Below are 17,249 nucleotides of genomic sequence, written 5' to 3'. Positions count from 1 at the left end.
GATCAGCCCCCAATTGTTCCCGATGACCGCCGGTCAGAAAATTGAGGACCAACGGTTAATGGACGTCCAATCCATACAACCCGCCCTGGTCGGCAAAATTGTTGAACTCAAGCCGCTTCAGCCGGGGCATTCGCAGGGTCTTCTGTGTGCAGCCGCGGACGGTGAGCTGTGGAACCTGACGGCCACCGTGGTTCCCGGGCCAGCCACGATCGATGACTATGTAGCCTGCGCCCTGGCTGGACGGCGGGCCGGGACTGTCATGCCTTATACAATCGTCCTGCACGGCACGGGAGCGATCTGCGGGAGTACGCGGTTCTGGAAGATCGATCGCATGAACAGAAAATTGGAGATTGGGCACACGTGGCTCAGCGCTTCGGTTCAGCGATCAGGGGTCAACACCGAAGCAAAGTACCTTCTCCTGGCCCATGCCTTCGAGGTCATGGCGTGTGTGCGGGTGCAGTTCACCACAGATGAACTCAATGACGCATCGAGAGCGGCCATTCTACGGATAGGGGCAAAGCAGGAGGGGATCGTTCGCAATGAGCGGATCATGCCGGACGGCCGGAAACGCAATTCCGTGCGGTTCAGCATCATCGATTCCGAATGGCCTGATGTGAAGGCCATGCTTCTGCAGAAGATGCGGCGATAGTCGACGCAGGCCGCTTGCCTGGATCAGGCGAAAGCCCTGCCCTCTTCGGTGCGCTGGAAGTGCGCCAGATCGAGCGGCACGGAAGGACGGCCCAGAACCGTAAGGATCATATGCGCCTGGCCGCGATGGTGGGTCTGGTGGTTGAAGACATGCGCCAGCGCGGGCGCCAGACGCTGCGAGACAGTGCGCATGTCCGACACCGTCATGTAGGTGAAGCGTCCCGATAGCGCCTTGTCGCTCAAGCCGCCGAGCCAGTCGATGATCCGCCGGTCCTCCGCCTCGCGCGCCATCCTCAAATTGGGCAAGACCCGGTGCAGGACGACATCCAGCGCCGTCGGCGCATCGCCTTCGCCGGTGAAGCGCTTCATCCAGATGCGATCGGCGGCGAGCAGGTGGTTGAGCGTGCCCATCAGCGAGCCGAAAAAGGCGCCGACATCGCGATTGAATTCCTCATCGTCGAGATCGGCGGCGGCATCGTAGATGCGGCCATTGGCCCATTGATTGTACGCCGCAAACATCATGAAGTGCTGTTTCATCGTTTCTCCCGCCGCCCCGTTTCGGGATGTCGCGAGCGATACCTAGACCGCAAAGGGACCCGCGCCAATGACCATTCTGCTTTATGATCTCGTCGGGCGCGATGAGAGCCGTCCGTTCAGCCCGCATTGCTGGAAGGCAACGATGGCGCTGGCTCACAAGGGGCTCGATATCTCAACCGCGCCGACGCGTTTTCTCGAGGTCCCCGGCATCGAGGGCGGCGCTTCGAAAACCGTTCCAGTGATCCGCGACGGCGACAAGGTCGTCATCGATTCCTTCGCCATCGCGCTCTATCTCGACGAGGCCTATCCGGACCGGCCGACGCTGTTTGGCGGCGAAGGCGGCAAAGCGATGGCGCGCTTCATCGAACGCTGGTCGCAATTGACCATCCATCCCTATGTCACCACCGCGGCGCTCATCGACCTCCACACCATGCAGGACGAGGAGAACGCTGCCTATTTCCGCCAGAGCCGTGAGCAGCGCCTGGGCAGGCGGCTGGAAGACGTCGTCGCGGCGCGCGACGCCGGGTTGGCGGCGTTTCAGGCGTCGCTTGAGCCACTGCGCTCGATGCTGAGCTACCAGCCCTTCATCGGCGGCGCCGCGCCGCTGTTTGCGGACTATATCGTCTTTGGCGCGCTGCAATGGGCGCGCATCGCCACGCCCTATCAGCTGCTCGAAAACAGCGACGTCGTGGCGCAATGGTTCGGCCGCTGCCTCGACCTGCATGGCGGGCTGGGGCGAAAGGTTGCCGCAGCGGCCTGACGGCCGCAAAACGCCTGCCCTGCCCGCAAGGCAGCTTGAGCGCCGTCAATCCGTGGCGAAAATCAGCTGCGGAACAGCGGGCCTTACTTGGCCGCCTTCTTTGGTTTGCTGGTCTTCGGCTTGCTGGCTTTCGTGGCAGCCTTTTCTTCCTTGGGGGCGGCTTTTGCCTTGCCGGCGCCAGATGCTTTCTTGGCCGGCTTCTTCCCCGCATCCTCACGATCGATGTCGGCTGCCGCCTGGTGCCAATGGCGTTCGTGGTGGCCGGCCGGTTGCCCTTCTTCCTGCCAGATCTGATGTGCGCGGTTGCGAATGCGCTCCTGACGATCGTCTGTCATGGTCATGTTGTCTCCATTCGGGCCGACTTCAGCGCGGCGCCGAAACACGACTATAGCAAGCAAAGCGTTGCTGTGCAGCCATCTGATCTTGCCTCCTGGCTCGCCTTGTCGACACCAGCCTTGCATAGAAACACGCACTGTTCCGGCCCTTCGCTGCCGCTTCGGGCGTTCGTCACTCGGAAAGCCAAGCAATTGGCTTTCCGTCCGCTTTGCCGACCGCTCCTCACCCCTTGCTCTGGCTCCGGGCGGCTTGTATAGAGCCCGCCACTCTCAATTCCATTCTCAGACAAGGACGACCCATGGCGCTCGAACGCACCTTTTCCATGATCAAGCCGGACGCAACCCGGCGCAACCTCACCGGCGCCATCACCAAGATGCTGGAAGACGCCGGCCTGCGCGTCATCGCATCGCGCCGCGTGTGGATGAGCCGCCGCGAGGCGGAAGGCTTCTACGCCGTCCACAAGGACCGTCCGTTCTTCGGCGAACTGGTTGAATTCATGTCGTCGGCTCCGACGATCGTCCAGGTGCTGGAAGGCGAGAACGCCATTGCCAAGAACCGCGAAGTGATGGGCGCCACCAATCCGGCCAACGCCGCCGAAGGCACCATCCGCAAGGTGCATGCGCTGTCGATCGGCGAGAATTCGGTGCACGGCTCCGACGCGCCGGAAACCGCCGCGCAGGAGATCAAGTACTGGTTCTCGGACACCGAGATCGTCGGCTGAACCGATATCATCAAGTCTGATTTGGAAAGGCCGGCGCTTCGCCGGCCTTTTTCATTTGGCAATCAGCTCGCGGCGCTGAAGCGCAGGATCTCGCGGCCGTCCTTGTCTGATATGGCAAGCTTGCCGGCATCGACCTTGTAGGACGCCGCCTTGGCCAAGGCATCGAACAACGCCTTTTCCTCGGCCATCACCTCGGGTGCGCAGGCCTTGTAGGTCGAGCCGATCTCGCTGATGGCGATCGCCTGCCCATCGACCTTGGCGGTGGCGAAATAGGTGTTGCAGGGGCCGCTGCCGCCGGCCTTGCCCGCCTCGCTGATCCGGAACGTCGCCTGCGGCGCGGCGATGGCGCCAATGCCGTCGACATAGTCGACGACCCAGAGCTGACCAAAGACGGAAGCCGTCGGCTCGGTGCCCGGCGCAACCATCTTGAGCATGATGGTCTGCGGCGCATCGGTCAGCGGATCGACCTGATGGCGCACATCGGAGATGAACATCAACTTGCCGTCGACGATGATGCGGGCCTGCAGTGCATAGGTGATTTGCGGCTGGATCACAGACGGATCGAACTTGATCTCGAAGCTGATCGGCACCTGGCCAGCCGGCTTCACAGTCTGCTCGCCGATGATCTTGGCCGGCGCATCGGCCAGCGAGACATCGGCAAGCTGGACGGAAAGCACGGCGCTGGGAGGCAGGGCGATGCGCTCGCGATAGATCACCTCGCCCCTCACCGCCTTTTCGGCGGCCACGGACAGTTCCGGCGCCGCCAGGATGCCGACGACCAGAGGCACGAAACCGAAGACGAAGAACTCCGCGAGCCTGCCCAGCATGACCACCTCCCTTGCCCCGGTTTGCCTATCCCCGGGCTGATCAACCTTACCCAATTGGCCAAAGGATTGCGGTCAATGCATGGCTGCGACAGGGATTTATTCGGAGGGCGATTTCCAGCGCTTCGCCGCTTGGGTGTCGGCCTCCTTGGCCTCGACCCAGCCGCCCTCGGAACCATCGGTGCGGTGCTCCTTCTTCCAGAAGGGTGCGCGTGACTTCAGATAATCCATGAGGAAGTTCGCCGCCTCGAACGCCGCCTGGCGATGCGCCGAGGCGGCCACCACCAGCACGATGTTCTCCCCCGGCGCGATCTTGCCATGGCGGTGGATGACGGTGAGGCCCTGCAGCGGCCAGCGCTGCACCGCCTCGGTGGCGATGCGGCCGATCTCGGCCTCCGCCATGCCGGGATAGTGCTCAAGCTCCAGTGCCGAGAGCGCGCCCTGCTCGTCCCGGCAAAGACCGGAGAAAGTGACCACGGCGCCGATGTCGGCGCGGCCTTGCGTCAGCCCGGCGATCTCGGCGGCGACGTCGAAATCCTGGCGCTGGATGCGCACGCTCGGCACCAGGACGGCCGACATCGGTATCAGCCCCCGGTCATCGGCGGGAACAGGGCGATCTCGCGCGCGCCCGCTATCTTCTCGCGGTGGTCGACATGTTCCTGGTTGATGGCAACGCGGATCACGTCGGGATATTGCAGTGCGTTTTCGTAGCCTTCGCCGCGCGATTGCAGCCAGCGCAAGAGGTCGGCGACCGTCTCGATGCCTTTGGGCAATTCGACGTCTTCCTCCGACGTGCCGATCCGTTCGCGCACCCAGGCAAAATAGATGAGGCGGGTCGTCATCTCACTCGTCCATAATGTGCTTGAGGCCGGCGCGGAAATAGTCGTAGCCGGTGTAAAGCGTGACGAGTGCCGCGATCCACAGCAGCACCAGGCCGGTCTGCGTGGTCAAGGGAAAGATCTTGTCACCGGCCGGCCCCGCCAGCAGGAAGGCTATGGCGACCATCTGGATGGTGGTCTTCCACTTGGCAAGCTGCGTCACCGGCACCGAGACCTTGAGCGCCGCCAGATATTCGCGCAGGCCCGAAACCAGGATTTCGCGGCACAGGATGATGATCGCCGCCCACAGCGACCAGCCGGCAATGCCGGCGTGGCGGTCGGTATCGGCCGCAAGCAGCAAAAGGCACGTGGCGACCAGCAGCTTGTCAGCGATCGGATCGAGCATCTTGCCGATGTTGGAGGTCTGCTGCCAGGCGCGGGCAAAATAGCCGTCGAAATAATCGGTGATGGACGCCAGCAGGAAAATGACCAGCGCCGACCAGCGGGCGAAGTCGCTCGATTTCAGATGGCCTTCGAGAAAAAAGCACAGCACGACCAGCGGCACCGCGATGATGCGGGCGTAGGTCAGCATGTTGGGCAGGTTGAACGCGCGCTGGGCCATATCTGGTGGACTCTTTCTGCCTGCGTACTCAAATCAGAAGGCAATGTAGGGGGTCAACAGGCCAGATTCGACAGGCCAGCTGAAACTGCCGAATTTTCTAACTTTCGTGGAAATGATTATAGACCAGCTTGGCGACCTGTTCTGAAATGCCGTCGACTTTCCTCAGATCCTCGATAGCGGCACGGCTGACCGCCTTGGCGGTGCCGAATGCCAGCAGCAGTGCGCGCTTGCGGCCCGGGCCGATGCCGGCAATCTCGTCGAGCGGGCTCTTGACCATCTCCTTCTTGCGCCGCGCCCGGTGCGAGCCGATGGCGAAGCGATGGACCTCATCGCGCAGGCGCTGGACGAAATAGAGCACGGGGTCGCGCACCGGCAGCGAAAACGAGTCCCTGCCCCTGACGAAAAAAGCGCTCGCGGCCGGCATCGCGGTCCTGCCCCTTGGCGATGCCGATCGCCACGACGCGATCCTCGATGCCGAGATCGGCGAGAATCTTGCGCACCGCCGTCATCTGACCCTGGCCGCCATCGATCAGGATGACGTCGGGCCAGGCCGGGAAGCTGCCGGAGATATCGTCTTCGATATCATCGGGCGCCTCGCCCGCTGCCGCATCGTCGGCCACGGCAACATCGCCATGCTCCTTGAGCAATCGCGAAAAACGCCGCTCCATCACCTCGCGCATCATGCCGAAATCGTCGCCCGGCGTGATCTCGGTCGAGCGGATGTTGAATTTCCGGTACTGGTTTTTTACAAAACCTTCCGGTCCCGCCACGACCATGGCGCCGACCGCGTTGGTGCCCATGATGTGCGAGTTGTCGTAGACCTCTATGCGCACCGGCGGCTTGGCCAGGCCGAAGGTCTCGGCGAAACCGGCAAGCAGGCGCCCTTGCGTCGAGGTTTCGGCCAGCCTGCGGCCCAACGCCTCACGGGCGTTCTGCAGGGCGTTGTCGGTCAGGTCCTTCTTCTCGCCGCGCTGCGGCACCGAGATCGCCACCTTGCGGCCAGCGCGGGTGGAGAGCGCCTCGGCCAGCAATTCCTGGTCTTCGACGGTGTGCGACAAGAGAATGGCACGCGGCGTCGGCTTGTCGTCATAGAACTGCGCCAGGAACGAGCCCAGCACCTCGGCGGCCTCCAAGGCAGGATCGGCTTTCGGGAAATAGGCGCGGTTACCCCAGTTCTGGCCGGTGCGGAAGAAGAACACCTGGATGCAGACCTGGCCGCCTTCCTGATGGATGGCGAAGACGTCGGCCTCGTCGACGGTCGCCGGATTGATGCCCTGATGGCTCTGCACATGCGACAGGGCCGCCAGCCGGTCGCGATAGATGGCGGCGCGTTCGAAATCGAGGTCTTCAGACGCCTGCTGCATGGCGGCCGAAATCTCGGTCTTCACCTTCTGGCTGCGGCCGGACAAAAAATCCTTCGCCTCGGCGACCAGTTCGGCATAGCCCTCATGCGAGATTTCGCCGGTGCAGGGGCCGGCGCAGCGCTTGATCTGGTAGAGCAAGCACGGCCGCGTGCGGTTCTCGTAAAACGAGTTGGTGCAGCTGCGCAGCAGGAAGGCGCGCTGCAGCGAATTGATGGTGCGGCCGACGGCGCCGGCCGAGGCAAAGGGGCCGAAATAGTCGCCCTTGCGCGACCGCGCGCCGCGATGCTTGTAGATGCCGGGCGACGCGTGGTCGCCGGTCAGGAGAATATAAGGGGAACGACTTGTCGTCCCGCATCAGAACATTAAATCGCGGCCGCAAGCGCTTGATAAGATTGGCTTCGAGCAACAGCGCTTCGATCTCGGTGCGGGTGACGACGAACTCCATCGTCGACGTCTCGCGCACCATGCGGCCGATGCGGTTGGTGTGGAACCGGCCTTGCGCGTAGTTGGTGACGCGCTTCTTCAGGCTGCGCGCCTTGCCGACATAGAGCACGTCGCCGGCGGCGTTCATCATGCGGTAGACGCCGGGCGCGTTGGGCAGCCGCTTGACCAGCGTCTGGATCACCTCGGCACCGACCATGCCTTCGGCGTCGCCGGCATGCGGCGTCCAGTCGATGGCCGTGAATGCGACATCCGGGCCGGCCGGCTCGACGATATCCTCCAGCGCCTCGTCCTCGAGGTCGATATCGGGAGGCAGATCGTCGGCGCCGCCGCGCGCCTTGTTCTTGGGATCCAGAGGACTCATTCCGTCATGCCTGTCACATCGGGCGTCTGCCATGCAAGATGCTGGCCGCCATCGAGCGCGATCATCTGACCGGTGACCGAGCGCGCATCCCAGAGATAGCGGATGGTGGCGCCGAATTCCGACAATTGCGGGCCGCGCTTCAGGATCAGGCCGGCGAGCTGTGCGTCAAAGTCGGAATCGTCCTGGCGCACATTTTTCAGCGTCGGGCCGGGACCGATCGCGTTGACACGAATGCGCGGGCCGAGCGATTGCGCCAGCATCTGCGTCTGGGTCCACAAAGCCGACTTGGACAGCGCATAGGAGAAATAGCGCGGAGTCGGGCGCCAGACCCGCTGATCGATGATGTTGACGATCAGCCCCTCCTGCCCCTCCGGCAAAGAGCGGGCGAAATTCTGCGCCAACAGCGCCGGGGTTTTCACATGAATGGCAAAGTGGCGGTCCCAGGCCTGCCAGTCGAAATCCTCAACGGAATCATCGACGAAGAGCGACGCGTTGTTGACCAGCAGCGAGATTGGGCCCAGCGCGGCTTCAGCCTGGCCGACGAGGTCGCTGACGGCGTCCATGTCTGTCAGGTCGGCGCTTACCACGGCGGCGCGACCGCCGGACAGGTTGATTCCTGCCGCCAAGGCATCCGCCTCATCGCTCGAGCGATTGGCGTGGATGGCGACAGCAAAACCATGGCTGGCAAGGTCTTCGACGATTGCCTTGCCGATCCGTTTCGCCCCGCCCGTCACCAGCGCCGCGGCAGTGGCTTTGCTCATCTGCTGTCAATCCTCAATTTCGGCCCGAAAACACGACGCCGACGAAATATGGCCCTGCATGCGTTAAACGGCATTCGCACCTGGGGCAGCATTGTGGCGAAACGCCCGGTTCGGCATGCCGACTCGTCTTGGAGTCGGACCCGCCGGACCGCAATATAGGACGCAGGACTCCTTGCACCAAGCGGTGTGCAGCGCAGCATGAAATGGCTGCTGACATTTCGCTGTTGCGAAGATGCAACGTCAAGGTTCCGCCTCATTCGCGCCGGGTAATGACCCAAGTTCAGGTTCGCTTCAGCCGCATTTTGACACGACATTTGGAACCGACGAACGCCAGATCCGTTTCACCCCCCGGACGGGTTGATGGCGATCGTGAGAAACAAGCCTGTGTCCTGTGGCTTAAGGAGTAAAGAACAATGCAAGCCAATCTCAAATTCGCACGGCCGTTGGCCGTTGCGCTCGGGCTCTTCGCCCTCGGTGGTACTGCCTATGCCGCAGACGTCGTCCAGGAAGAGCCGCCGGCACCCGCACCGGTTGCCGAACTGCCCGTCGCATCCTGGGCCGGCCCCTATGCCGGTATCAATCTTGGCTATGGCTTCAGCGGCCGTACCAAGGAGAAGGATCAGGGCTTCGAAACCGACACCAAGGGTTTCGTCGGCAGCGTCTTCGGCGGCTATCAGTGGCAGCAGGAGAACTTCGTGTACGGCGGTGAAGCCGAACTCGGCTACAACGGCGTCAAGGGTGACGACAACGGCATCCACTCCAAGGGCGGCTTCGAAGGCTCGCTGCGTGCCCGTCTCGGCTACGCCGTGACCCCGGAAATCCTGCTCTATGGCACCGGCGGTCTCGCCGGCAAAAGCCTGAAGGTGGAAGATAGCGATCTCAACGCCAGCGACCGCGCCACCATGCTCGGCTGGACCGCCGGCGTCGGCACCGACATCAAGCTGACCGACAATGTGTTCGGCCGTGTCGAGTACCGCTACACCGACTTCGGTAGCAAGAGCTTCGACGGTATCGGCAAGGTCAAGGCCACCGACAACCGCGTCACCTTCGGCGTCGGTATGAAGTTCTAAGTCGTTCAAGCCACGACACGAAAAAGCCGGGCCTCGCGCCCGGCTTTTTTATTGCCTGTGCCGGTTTCGAGAACTTTGTGCGAGACGGCAACAAACTGGACCGTGCAGGTTCCGCCCTCAGGGCGTCTCGGCAGAACCCTCCGGAGCTTGCTGAAAACCCCGATGGGCGGGAAGCGACCGCAGCCGGTCGAGCCATTTCATCCGCGAGCCAATGAAGACTTGCGCGTCTGGTTGGTATTCGCCCGGATCGGTCATCGTCGCGGCGTGGACATGAACCTCCGAAGGCCATCTCCCAGAGCGGAAATAGAGCCTTGTGCCGCAGGTCGGGCAAAATCCCCGGAACGTCCCGGGGCTGCTCTCATAGTGCACGATATCACCGGTCCAGTTCAGGTGCTCCCGCCTCATCCCCAGGAAGGCCGTCAAGGGGGAGGACGTGGCGCGCGCTGGCAGTCAACGCAGTGACAGACCAGATTGCGCGTGGTGTCTCCGGAGTAGGTCCAGCCAACCGCCCCGCACATACAACGCCCCGCCAGAAACGCCATTTGCCTCCTCCCGCCAGCTTTGCCGGTGAGCCCACCTGCCGACACCAACCGACGCAGACTAGGCCGCGCGACCGGCTTACGTATGCCGCTTTGCGACCTTGGCTGGCTTCGATTTCGGCGGCAGCGTCTCGACGAAGGTCAGCGCGCGATCGAGCCAGCCGGCGAGATCGGTTTCAGTCGCCGTGCCTTCCGGCGCAACATGGACGTAGCCCTCCATCGAACGCCCACCCATCTCCATCGGTCGCGCATGGGGACGCGTTGCCGCCTCCGCATGCGCGGCCTTGCCGACGCGAACCAACAGCCCGCGCTTCGAGGTTCCGATAAGCATGTTGCCGTTGAGCATGAAGCAGGTGCCGCCGAACATCTTCTGTTCGGTGAAGGCGTGCTGACCGAGGGCGGCGCGCAGGCGCTCGACCATGGGATCGGAGGCCGCGCTGGTTTTGATGACTGACTTTGCCATGCTCGCCACTCCGCAATTGCGTGGTTACAAGCAAGCACGGAAGCAGGCGGCGGTTCAAGGTGGAGAGTGAGGCGCGAGCTGTCACGCTGGCCTTCGCCAATCGCCAACCTTGAAGACCAACGCGTTACTTCACGCAGGAACCGCCGGCTTCAGCTCCGGAAACTTCTCGTCGAAACGCGCCGCCCAGCGGGTCAACCGGCCACGGCCCTTTTCCCATTTGCCGGCGAAACGCAGGGAGAGATAGCCGAGGCAGGCACGCAACGCCATCTGACCGGCGGTGATCTTCTTCGGCAGTTTTGGTGGGTTGGCATTGAGCAGATCGAGCGCGGCTGTGATCTTCGCCCACTGTCGGTCGAGCCAGGGCTGATAGACCATCTCCTCAGGCCGGGTGCGGCGCTCATAGACCATCGACAGCGCACAATCGCAGATACCGTCGGCCAGCGCCTCCAGCACTTCCGCTTCCAGCCGCTTGTCGGGATTGCGCGGGAACAAGGCGTTCTTCGAAATCCGGTTGAGGTGCTGGGTGATGGCGCGGCTGTCGTGAATCGAGCGGCCATCGTCGAGCATCAGCACCGGGATCTTGCCGAGCGGATTGGCGCCGATCAGCTCGGCCGGTTTGTCCTCTGTCTTGACCGGCACCAGATCGATCGCGATCCCGGCATAGGCCGCGGCCATCCTTACCTTCGAGCTGTAAGGAGAGGTGGATGCGTAGAGCAGCTTCGGCATGATCGGTTTCCTGTTTGCAGGCGTCCAGTGTTGACTGGACGGGCGCTTGCGATCAACCGCCAGAACGCAGAAAAACAGCAGCCAGGTAACCGGTTGCGGTTTCCGCTCCAGATATCACGGACAAACTGGTACGCTGGAAATACGAGCGCGCGCGGACCGCAGGCTGACGGGATTTCAAACCTGCATCCGTATCGCACCAACCCCAGGCATCGCGCCGGGGCCTTCGCCGACCGCAGCAAGGAAACAATCCAAAGGGCAAGCGAGGCAGCCAACCGCCGCCTCGCTTTGCTTGCCCCTCGGTCCCATCCCGATGTTCAGCCCTCAGGGCTGAACCCGCCGCCGACTTGTTTTCGATCCAGTGCGTCAGAGCGTCCTTGCCGAGCCCCGAAGGACACGCGACGCCCCAACGACCGGTCTACTTCTTGGCCGGAGCCTTCGCCTTCGCAGGCGCTGCCTTGGCCTTCGGCGCGGCGGCTTTCTTCACCGCAGGCTTTGTCGCGGCCGCTGCTGCTTTGACAGCCGGCTTTGCCGCTGCCTTAGCGGCGGGCTTTGCCGCAGCCTTGGCAGGCGCTGCTTTCTTGGCCGCGGGTTTTGCCGCCGCCTTGGCTGCAGGCTTCTTCGCCGGTGCTGCCTTAGCGGCGGGCTTTGCCGCTGCCTTGGCGGGCGCTGCCTTCTTCACTGCGGGCTTCGCCACAGCCTTGGCCGCTGCCGGCTTCTTGGCCGGTGCTGCTTTCGCTGCGGGCTTCGCCGCTGCCTTCGCAGGCGCTGCTTTCTTCACTGCTGTTGCGGCCTTCGCCGCGACTGCTTTTGCGGGTGCTTTCTTTGCCGGTGCCTTGGATGCCGGCGCTTTAGATGACTGCTTAGCCATGTCATGCCCCTTCACGTTATGCCGATGGCCGTGAATGACCCCGGCGCGCAATGCATATCTGACTCGCGGCTCGCTAGCCAGCGAAGCAATGGTATGATTTTCTCAGCTTAAATTTTCGTTGAGATCGACACACGATCGCACTGATCATCGCAAAAATCCGCTGTTGATCTTCTGATACCGCCAGCAATTTCACACCGGCATTCTCGATGCGAAGCCATCATGACGCTGCGAAGATTAGCGAGTAGCTTCACGCATGATCTTCGGCCGCGAATATCATGACCTGCCGCCTCATCGAGGCGATCATCTTTTGCAAGCGAACGACCCATGCGGATCACGAGCGCGATGCGACGACCAATCTGATGATCACCTTGTCAAGCATGCTTCCGTCAACTGCTGACAAGTTGACAGAATACTCTGTGTAGCAGAGTATTCTGCACAGGAGCTACCGCTGCCGAGGTTGCCGAGCCCCATGGCGACGGCCCAAGGCTTTGCCGCATTGGAGCCCATCGGTGAGCGCTGACGAGATCATCCATCAGAGCATACGGCTCAGGATCATGGCCATCCTGAACACGCTGGAAAGACGTGAGGCACTGGAGTTCAGCCAGTTGAAGGCCATGATCGAAGCTACCGATGGAAATCTCGGAGCGCACATCGATACGCTGGCCAGAGCGGGCTATGTCGATGTTGAAAAGCTCTTCGTCGGGCGACGGCCGCAGACCCGGATCAAGGCAACGACGATTGGGCGGCGGGCCTTTCGCGGCCATATCGCCTTTCTTCGCAAGATCATCGATCAGGCCGAGCCGGCGCGACGCAGGAAATAGCACTGCGATTGAGCGCTTTCTCTCAACGCGTGGCGACCACGGCAACGCCGGCGCCAATCATCACGCCGCCCGCCGCGCGGTTGACCCGTCGCACGATCCTGGGCGTGCGCAACAGACTGCGGGCGCGGCCGGCGAGAACGACATGCCCGCCGATCACCACGATCTCGACGGCCAGGATCACCGCGACCAGGATGCCGAGATGGGCTGATGTGAGCGAGGCTCCGACGACGTTGGGCAACAGCGCCACATAGAATAACGGCATTTTCGGATTGCCGAGGTTGAGCGCGACGCCGGTGGCGAAGATCGTCAGCAGCCCGCGCCGCCCGGAGACGGGCTGCAGCTCCGGCACAACGGGCACGGCCGTCCACAGCCTGATACCCATCCAGATCAGATAGGCCGCTCCGCCATAACGAAGCACCGTCATGACGATTGCCATCTTGGCGGCGATGATCGACAGGCCGAAGGCAGCGAGCGTCAGGAAGATGAGGATGCCGACCACGGTGCCGGCGCCGTAGGCGATGCCCGACGCCGCACCGCTGGAGATCGTGCGGGCGACGATGGTCATGTTGTCGGGGCCAGGGCTGGCGGCGAAGACGAAGAAGGCGGCCGCGAAGGCAAGGATGGTGGCAAGATCCATGAGGGTTCCCGAAAATGATGCGTTGCTCTCGGGTGAGAGGGTTAACCGATTTGCCTGCCGGCGATAGCCCGAAAGTTCAGGGCCTTCGTGACACCAGCAGTGCAGCCGCGGCGGATACCGCGCCGAACAGGCAGGTGCCGCTCCAGCCCCACGCCGAATAGGCAAGTCCCGCGAGACCCGAGCCGAAGGCGCCACCGAGAATCATCGTCGCCATGAAGATGGTGTTCAGGCGGCTACGCGCGGTCGGATCGAGAGCATGGATGCGCGCCTGGTTGGCGACCTGCGACGACTGCACGCCGAGATCAAGGATCAGCACAGCGACGATCATCGCCGCCAGCGATCCCTCAAACAGGCCAAGGATGGCGAAGGCGGCAACCACCAGGCCGGCGCCGATCGAGACGATCACATGAGGTCCGCGCCGGTCAGCGAAGCGGCCGGCGAGCGGAGCCGCAAGCGCACCGGCAACACCGACCAGCGCCATCAGGCCAACAGCCGTGGCGCCGAAATGATAGGGAGCGGCGTCGAAGGCGAGAGCGAGCGTCGACCAGAAGCCGATGAAGGCCGCGAAGATCAGCGCCTGCACGACGATCGCCTGCCGCAGGATGCGGTGCGTGCGCAGCAGTGTCCACAGCGAGCCGAGCAACCTGCCATAACTTAGATCGGTGACCGGCTCGACGCGCGGCAGACGCCATGCGAGCGCGGCACAGGTGGCAAGCATCAATGCGGCGGCGGCCGAGAAGACGGCCTGCCATCCCCAAATGTCCGAGATGAAACCGCTGACGGTGCGGGCAAGCAGGATGCCGACGAGAATGCCGCCGGTGACGATGCCAAGCACACGGCCGCGCTCATGCGGTGCCGCCAGGTGCAAGGCGAGCGGCACGATCTGCTGCGTGACCGTGGCGAACAGACCAATGCCGATGCCGGCGACGACCAGCCAGGGAAAGCTGGGCGCCAGTGCGGCACCGGCAAGCGCGACGACCAGTGCCGCCGTCGTCGCCAGGATGAGGGAACGCCGCTCGAGCCTATCGCCGAGCGGCGCCAGAAACAGGATGCCGACGACGTTGCCGAGCTGCGTCACGACGGGAAGTGCGGAAACCGCACCGGCGGACAGAGCGAACTGATGCGCCAGCAGGCCGAGCATCGCCTGGTTGTAGTAATTGTTGGCGACGGTCAGGCCCGCGGCAACAGCGAGTATGGCAAGCAGACCATTGTCGATGGCGGTGGCACGCGTGCCGGCAGGCGTATGCATTGCCGTCACGATTGATAACCCAAGCAGATGGCGCCGAGCGCGACGACGGCGCAGGCGCCGACCCGCCGGGGCGTCAGCGTCTCGCCGAGAAACAGCCGTCCTATGAAGGCCGCGAAGACAACGCTGGTCTCGCGGATCGCGGTGATCGGACCGGCAGGCCCGAGCGCGAAGGCCGCCACCACGACGCCATAGGCCAGCAGCGCGAACAGGCCGCCGCCCAGTGCCTTCCAGGTCTCCGGCGCCCGCGGGTCGACAACGAGCCGGCCGCGACTGGCGACGAAAGTCGCCGGCAGCAACCCGCCATAGGCCAGCAGGACCCAGGCGGTGTAGGCGCCGACATTATTCGCCGCACGAACGCCGATCGCATCGACCGTCGCATAGGCAGCGATGATGGCTCCCGTTGCCAGCGCATAAAGGATCGATGTCGTGGCGGCTCTTCCGCATCCGAGCGAAAGACCCATGATGCCGCCACCGACCAGGGCAACGCCGACGGTCTCCAGAACGGTGAGCTGCTGGCCGGCGAGCAGGAAGCCGCCAAGGGTGACGAGCAGAGGCACGCTGCCGCGAACGATCGGGTAGACCTGTCCCAATTCGCCATATCGGTAAGCGGCCACCAGAAACACGCTGTAGCCGACCTGCAGGCAGGCCGACAGCGCAACATAGGGCCAGGCCGATGTGGCCGGAAAACCGTTGAAGATGGCCAGAGGAATGGCCAGCGCCGTGCTGGAGAAGCTCATGACCGTGACGGTCCACAACCTGTCGGCGCCGGTTGGCAGGAAAGCATTCCAGCTTGCGTGCAGGATCGCGGCGAAGAGCGCGAGTCCGATGACCAGCGGGCTCATTGCGGCCTGCGCGAGGCAGCGACGATGTCGAGGGCGGTCTTGCGGGCTTCACGAAGGGCGGTCTCGGCCTGCCCCATCTGCGCCATCAGGGTCGCGCCTTCGATCAGCATCAACAGCGTCGCCGCCACGTTCTCGGCCCGCCCGCGCGGCATCACCTGCACGAGGATCGACCGCATGCGCTGCCTCAAGCCATTCTTCTGCCTGGCGACAGCCTCGAACACCGGATGCCCGGGATCGCCGAATTCGGCCAGCGCATGCGCGAACAGGCAGCCATGAAAATCCGGCCTGCGGAACCAGTGCCCGTGCCAGTCGAAAATCTCTGCGATTTTCTGCTCGGGCGTGATGTTCTTCTCAGCAAGCCGGTCGAGCTGATCGTCGAACCGCCTGGCGCGATAGTCGAGCACCGCGACGATCAGTTCGTCCTTGCTGGGGAAATGGCGATACATCGTCATCTTGGCCACGTCGGCCTCGGCGATAATCCGGTCGATGCCGGTGGCATGGAAGCCGGCGCGCTTGAACAGTGCGTAGGCGGTTTCGACGACATGCTGGCGTTTGTCGGAGACAGGTGACGGTGTCACGGCGCTTACCAAGTGATGAGACAGGTCTGTCTCATATTTATGTGATGGATCACGCCTTGTGTCAACACGGCACGAAAAACGCCTGCGGCCGATCGAGCCGCAGGCGCTAAAGGAAATCGAAAATCGGTAGGCTGCGTCTAGCGCAGGACGCGGCAGCGGCCGTTATAGACCATCCAGCGGTCGAAGCCCGAGACGCAGAACTCGACATTGTCGCCGATCGAGGCAAAGCCCTGGCCTTCCTCGATCAGGTACCAGATGGTGCGGGCGCGGCCGTCGGAAAGGCTGACGGTGGCGCCGCAATAGCGGCGGCCGATCGGCCAGGTATCGTTGGCCGGCAGATAGCGGTGTTGATGGATGCGCTGGAAATCAGTGATCTGCACATCCGGCAGATGCGGCACGTGATGCACCTGGTAGGAGAAGCGGCTGGTGATCTTGCTCAACACCCAGGGCTGGCCGCAGACGCCGCCATCGTCGTCGGCATAGACGCCAAGGTCGGCCGCGTGCACTGCCTGGGTGACGCCGAGCGGCGCGGCAAGCGGCGTGCAGAACGAAATCAGGGCAGCAAGAGCGGATTTGGCGAAGCGAGTCATGGCAGCCTCTCAAGGTCGATTGCGCGCACTGTGCGGATTCGCTTGGCAGCGGTCAAGCGGTTGCCGAAACAATGGTTTCCAGAAACGATCTGGAGCGTCTACCAACGTACCTAGCGGCTACGCGTTCCTCTCCAGTATCAGTCCTCGGGAAGAAAGGCAGGGTTGAAGACGACTTCCCAAAGATGGTCATCCGGATCCTGGAAATAGCCGGCATAGCCACCCCAGAACGTATCTTGCGCCGGCTTGACGAGGCGCGCGCCAGCGCTGATGGCCTGAGCCATCACGGCATCGACCTCGGCCTCGCTGGTGACATTGTGACCGATGGTGAATTCGGTCGGGCTGCGGCCGGTCTGGGCGATGCCGGCGTCAACAGCGATGTTGGAGCGTTCAAAGATCGCGAACTTCAAACCATTCTGCAGATCGAAGAAGGCGACGGCGCCGTGCTCGAACTCCCTGCCGATGATGCCTTCGGTCGGAAGCCCGAGGCCGTTTCGGTAGAACTCGAGCGACGCTTCCAGACTGTCGACACCAAGCGTGATGACACTGATGCGAGCTTTCATTTTGGGTTCTCCTTTCTATATTCGGGACTTGCACGGTGTCGGTTTGCCATGGCGGGAGCGGCACGCCTTGAAGATTTCGGCCAAAATGGAATAGCGGGGCTGACGAAGGC

At 63.0% G+C, this 17,249-nt stretch carries 22 protein-coding genes and 1 pseudogene; 6 read left to right on the top strand and 17 right to left on the bottom strand.

All coding sequences use genetic code 11. From position 1 onward, the window contains the following. Nucleotides 1–22 precede the first annotated feature (22 nt). Entirely contained in the window at nucleotides 23–649 is a 627-nt protein-coding gene (locus HB778_RS25610) for a GNAT family N-acetyltransferase (protein WP_183465220.1), read from the top strand. 23 nt (nucleotides 650–672) lie between these two features. On the opposite strand, the gene HB778_RS25605 is transcribed toward HB778_RS25610, so the two are convergent. Next, the gene (locus HB778_RS25605) at nucleotides 673–1,185 is read right to left on the bottom strand and encodes a DinB family protein (protein WP_183457963.1); all 513 of its coding nucleotides are present in this window, start codon (nucleotides 1,183–1,185) and stop codon (nucleotides 673–675) included. A gap of 67 nt (nucleotides 1,186–1,252) precedes the next feature. Between HB778_RS25605 and HB778_RS25600 the strand changes: the two genes are divergently transcribed. Next, nucleotides 1,253–1,945, top strand: a complete 693-nt coding sequence (locus HB778_RS25600; protein WP_183457961.1) for a glutathione S-transferase family protein — start codon at nucleotides 1,253–1,255, stop codon at nucleotides 1,943–1,945. A gap of 83 nt (nucleotides 1,946–2,028) precedes the next feature. Here the strand turns inward: HB778_RS25600 and HB778_RS41680 are convergent, their stop codons facing one another. Then, nucleotides 2,029–2,472, bottom strand: coding sequence for a DUF2934 domain-containing protein (locus HB778_RS41680; RefSeq protein WP_244661615.1), 444 nt, complete (start codon nucleotides 2,470–2,472; stop codon nucleotides 2,029–2,031). Nucleotides 2,473–2,579: 107 nt separating this feature from the next. On the opposite strand from HB778_RS41680, the gene ndk reads away from it, so the two are divergent. Beyond that, nucleotides 2,580–3,002: a nucleoside-diphosphate kinase gene (ndk, locus tag HB778_RS25590; protein WP_008875017.1), complete on the top strand. Its 423-nt coding sequence runs from the start codon at nucleotides 2,580–2,582 to the stop codon at nucleotides 3,000–3,002. Nucleotides 3,003–3,064: 62 nt separating this feature from the next. On the opposite strand, the gene HB778_RS25585 is transcribed toward ndk, so the two are convergent. The 6 genes and pseudogenes from HB778_RS25585 to HB778_RS25560 all read right to left on the bottom strand — a co-directional run bounded on the left by HB778_RS25585 (nucleotide 3,065) and on the right by HB778_RS25560 (nucleotide 8,196). After that, nucleotides 3,065–3,829: a YbaY family lipoprotein gene (locus HB778_RS25585; RefSeq protein WP_183457959.1), complete on the bottom strand. Its 765-nt coding sequence runs from the start codon at nucleotides 3,827–3,829 to the stop codon at nucleotides 3,065–3,067. Between the two features lie 96 nt (nucleotides 3,830–3,925). Next, on the bottom strand, nucleotides 3,926–4,405 hold the full coding sequence (locus HB778_RS25580; protein WP_183457958.1) for a molybdenum cofactor biosynthesis protein MoaE: 480 nt from the start codon (nucleotides 4,403–4,405) through the stop codon (nucleotides 3,926–3,928). A gap of 5 nt (nucleotides 4,406–4,410) precedes the next feature. After that, nucleotides 4,411–4,668, bottom strand: coding sequence for a molybdopterin converting factor subunit 1 (gene moaD / locus HB778_RS25575; protein WP_183457956.1), 258 nt, complete (start codon nucleotides 4,666–4,668; stop codon nucleotides 4,411–4,413). Between the two features lies 1 nt (nucleotide 4,669). Then, nucleotides 4,670–5,266: a CDP-diacylglycerol--glycerol-3-phosphate 3-phosphatidyltransferase gene (gene pgsA, locus HB778_RS25570; RefSeq protein ID WP_013896263.1), complete on the bottom strand. Its 597-nt coding sequence runs from the start codon at nucleotides 5,264–5,266 to the stop codon at nucleotides 4,670–4,672. A gap of 97 nt (nucleotides 5,267–5,363) precedes the next feature. Continuing rightward, nucleotides 5,364–7,435: pseudogene (gene uvrC / locus HB778_RS25565) on the bottom strand (excinuclease ABC subunit UvrC). Continuing rightward, on the bottom strand, nucleotides 7,432–8,196 hold the full coding sequence (locus HB778_RS25560) for an SDR family oxidoreductase (RefSeq protein ID WP_183457954.1): 765 nt from the start codon (nucleotides 8,194–8,196) through the stop codon (nucleotides 7,432–7,434). The pseudogene uvrC and the gene HB778_RS25560 overlap by 4 nt, the downstream one beginning before the upstream one ends. Before the next feature lie 413 nt (nucleotides 8,197–8,609). Between HB778_RS25560 and HB778_RS25555 the strand changes: the two genes are divergently transcribed. Then, nucleotides 8,610–9,266: an outer membrane protein gene (locus HB778_RS25555; protein ID WP_183457952.1), complete on the top strand. Its 657-nt coding sequence runs from the start codon at nucleotides 8,610–8,612 to the stop codon at nucleotides 9,264–9,266. Nucleotides 9,267–9,383: 117 nt separating this feature from the next. Here HB778_RS25555 and HB778_RS25550 read toward each other — a convergent pair whose 3' ends face one another. From HB778_RS25550 to HB778_RS25540, 3 genes are all read right to left on the bottom strand, one after another. Continuing rightward, the gene (locus tag HB778_RS25550) at nucleotides 9,384–9,671 is read right to left on the bottom strand and encodes a GFA family protein (RefSeq protein ID WP_244662004.1); all 288 of its coding nucleotides are present in this window, start codon (nucleotides 9,669–9,671) and stop codon (nucleotides 9,384–9,386) included. A gap of 213 nt (nucleotides 9,672–9,884) precedes the next feature. Then, on the bottom strand, nucleotides 9,885–10,268 hold the full coding sequence (locus HB778_RS25545) for a TfoX/Sxy family protein (protein WP_244661614.1): 384 nt from the start codon (nucleotides 10,266–10,268) through the stop codon (nucleotides 9,885–9,887). A 129-nt stretch (nucleotides 10,269–10,397) separates the two neighbouring features. Further along, nucleotides 10,398–10,994, bottom strand: a complete 597-nt coding sequence (locus HB778_RS25540; protein WP_183457948.1) for a glutathione S-transferase family protein — start codon at nucleotides 10,992–10,994, stop codon at nucleotides 10,398–10,400. A 455-nt stretch (nucleotides 10,995–11,449) separates the two neighbouring features. On the opposite strand from HB778_RS25540, the gene HB778_RS25535 reads away from it, so the two are divergent. Together HB778_RS25535 and HB778_RS25530 are read left to right on the top strand one after the other, a co-directional pair. Next, nucleotides 11,450–11,896, top strand: a complete 447-nt coding sequence (locus tag HB778_RS25535) for a hypothetical protein (protein ID WP_183457946.1) — start codon at nucleotides 11,450–11,452, stop codon at nucleotides 11,894–11,896. A gap of 475 nt (nucleotides 11,897–12,371) precedes the next feature. Then, nucleotides 12,372–12,683 carry a transcriptional regulator gene (locus tag HB778_RS25530; RefSeq protein WP_095202495.1) on the top strand — a complete coding sequence of 104 codons (312 nt, stop codon included), beginning with the start codon at nucleotides 12,372–12,374 and terminating at the stop codon, nucleotides 12,681–12,683. A gap of 22 nt (nucleotides 12,684–12,705) precedes the next feature. Here the strand turns inward: HB778_RS25530 and HB778_RS25525 are convergent, their stop codons facing one another. The 6 genes from HB778_RS25525 to HB778_RS25500 all read right to left on the bottom strand — a co-directional run bounded on the left by HB778_RS25525 (nucleotide 12,706) and on the right by HB778_RS25500 (nucleotide 17,139). Next, on the bottom strand, nucleotides 12,706–13,320 hold the full coding sequence (locus HB778_RS25525) for a LysE family translocator (RefSeq protein ID WP_183457944.1): 615 nt from the start codon (nucleotides 13,318–13,320) through the stop codon (nucleotides 12,706–12,708). A 76-nt stretch (nucleotides 13,321–13,396) separates the two neighbouring features. Continuing rightward, nucleotides 13,397–14,569: an MFS transporter gene (locus HB778_RS25520; protein WP_183465218.1), complete on the bottom strand. Its 1,173-nt coding sequence runs from the start codon at nucleotides 14,567–14,569 to the stop codon at nucleotides 13,397–13,399. 5 nt (nucleotides 14,570–14,574) lie between these two features. After that, entirely contained in the window at nucleotides 14,575–15,411 is an 837-nt protein-coding gene (locus tag HB778_RS25515; protein ID WP_183457942.1) for a DMT family transporter, read from the bottom strand. Then, nucleotides 15,408–15,989: a TetR/AcrR family transcriptional regulator gene (locus HB778_RS25510; protein WP_183457940.1), complete on the bottom strand. Its 582-nt coding sequence runs from the start codon at nucleotides 15,987–15,989 to the stop codon at nucleotides 15,408–15,410. The genes HB778_RS25515 and HB778_RS25510 overlap by 4 nt, the downstream gene beginning before the upstream one ends. A 137-nt stretch (nucleotides 15,990–16,126) precedes the next feature. Further along, complete coding sequence (locus HB778_RS25505) at nucleotides 16,127–16,579, bottom strand: hypothetical protein (RefSeq protein WP_095202501.1); 453 nt, start codon at nucleotides 16,577–16,579, stop codon at nucleotides 16,127–16,129. Nucleotides 16,580–16,716: 137 nt separating this feature from the next. Next, nucleotides 16,717–17,139: a VOC family protein gene (locus tag HB778_RS25500; RefSeq protein ID WP_095202502.1), complete on the bottom strand. Its 423-nt coding sequence runs from the start codon at nucleotides 17,137–17,139 to the stop codon at nucleotides 16,717–16,719. Between the last annotated feature and the right edge of the window lie 110 nt (nucleotides 17,140–17,249).

It is taken from the genome of Mesorhizobium huakuii (assembly GCF_014189455.1).
GTDB lineage: Bacteria > Pseudomonadota > Alphaproteobacteria > Rhizobiales > Rhizobiaceae > Mesorhizobium > Mesorhizobium huakuii_A.
This window is presented reverse-complemented; position numbering and strand designations above follow the sequence as displayed.

What these genes read in the sequence shown, in the direction of transcription:
- HB778_RS25610 (WP_183465220.1), top strand. Translation starts at nt 23, where the DNA reads ATGACCGCCGGTCAGAAAATTGAGGACCAACGGTTAATGGACGTCCAA.
- HB778_RS25605 (WP_183457963.1), bottom strand. Translation starts at nt 1,185, where the DNA reads ATGAAACAGCACTTCATGATGTTTGCGGCGTACAATCAATGGGCCAAT.
- HB778_RS25520 (WP_183465218.1), bottom strand. Translation starts at nt 14,569, where the DNA reads ATGCATACGCCTGCCGGCACGCGTGCCACCGCCATCGACAATGGTCTG.
- HB778_RS25580 (WP_183457958.1), bottom strand. Translation starts at nt 4,405, where the DNA reads ATGTCGGCCGTCCTGGTGCCGAGCGTGCGCATCCAGCGCCAGGATTTC.
- HB778_RS25540 (WP_183457948.1), bottom strand. Translation starts at nt 10,994, where the DNA reads ATGCCGAAGCTGCTCTACGCATCCACCTCTCCTTACAGCTCGAAGGTA.
- HB778_RS25545 (WP_244661614.1), bottom strand. Translation starts at nt 10,268, where the DNA reads ATGGCAAAGTCAGTCATCAAAACCAGCGCGGCCTCCGATCCCATGGTC.
- ndk (WP_008875017.1), top strand. Translation starts at nt 2,580, where the DNA reads ATGGCGCTCGAACGCACCTTTTCCATGATCAAGCCGGACGCAACCCGG.
- HB778_RS25555 (WP_183457952.1), top strand. Translation starts at nt 8,610, where the DNA reads ATGCAAGCCAATCTCAAATTCGCACGGCCGTTGGCCGTTGCGCTCGGG.
- moaD (WP_183457956.1), bottom strand. Translation starts at nt 4,668, where the DNA reads ATGACGACCCGCCTCATCTATTTTGCCTGGGTGCGCGAACGGATCGGC.
- HB778_RS25515 (WP_183457942.1), bottom strand. Translation starts at nt 15,411, where the DNA reads ATGAGCCCGCTGGTCATCGGACTCGCGCTCTTCGCCGCGATCCTGCAC.
- HB778_RS25505 (WP_095202501.1), bottom strand. Translation starts at nt 16,579, where the DNA reads ATGACTCGCTTCGCCAAATCCGCTCTTGCTGCCCTGATTTCGTTCTGC.
- HB778_RS25525 (WP_183457944.1), bottom strand. Translation starts at nt 13,320, where the DNA reads ATGGATCTTGCCACCATCCTTGCCTTCGCGGCCGCCTTCTTCGTCTTC.
- HB778_RS25585 (WP_183457959.1), bottom strand. Translation starts at nt 3,829, where the DNA reads ATGCTGGGCAGGCTCGCGGAGTTCTTCGTCTTCGGTTTCGTGCCTCTG.
- HB778_RS25560 (WP_183457954.1), bottom strand. Translation starts at nt 8,196, where the DNA reads ATGAGCAAAGCCACTGCCGCGGCGCTGGTGACGGGCGGGGCGAAACGG.
- HB778_RS25500 (WP_095202502.1), bottom strand. Translation starts at nt 17,139, where the DNA reads ATGAAAGCTCGCATCAGTGTCATCACGCTTGGTGTCGACAGTCTGGAA.
- pgsA (WP_013896263.1), bottom strand. Translation starts at nt 5,266, where the DNA reads ATGGCCCAGCGCGCGTTCAACCTGCCCAACATGCTGACCTACGCCCGC.
- HB778_RS25550 (WP_244662004.1), bottom strand. Translation starts at nt 9,671, where the DNA reads ATGAGGCGGGAGCACCTGAACTGGACCGGTGATATCGTGCACTATGAG.
- HB778_RS25600 (WP_183457961.1), top strand. Translation starts at nt 1,253, where the DNA reads ATGACCATTCTGCTTTATGATCTCGTCGGGCGCGATGAGAGCCGTCCG.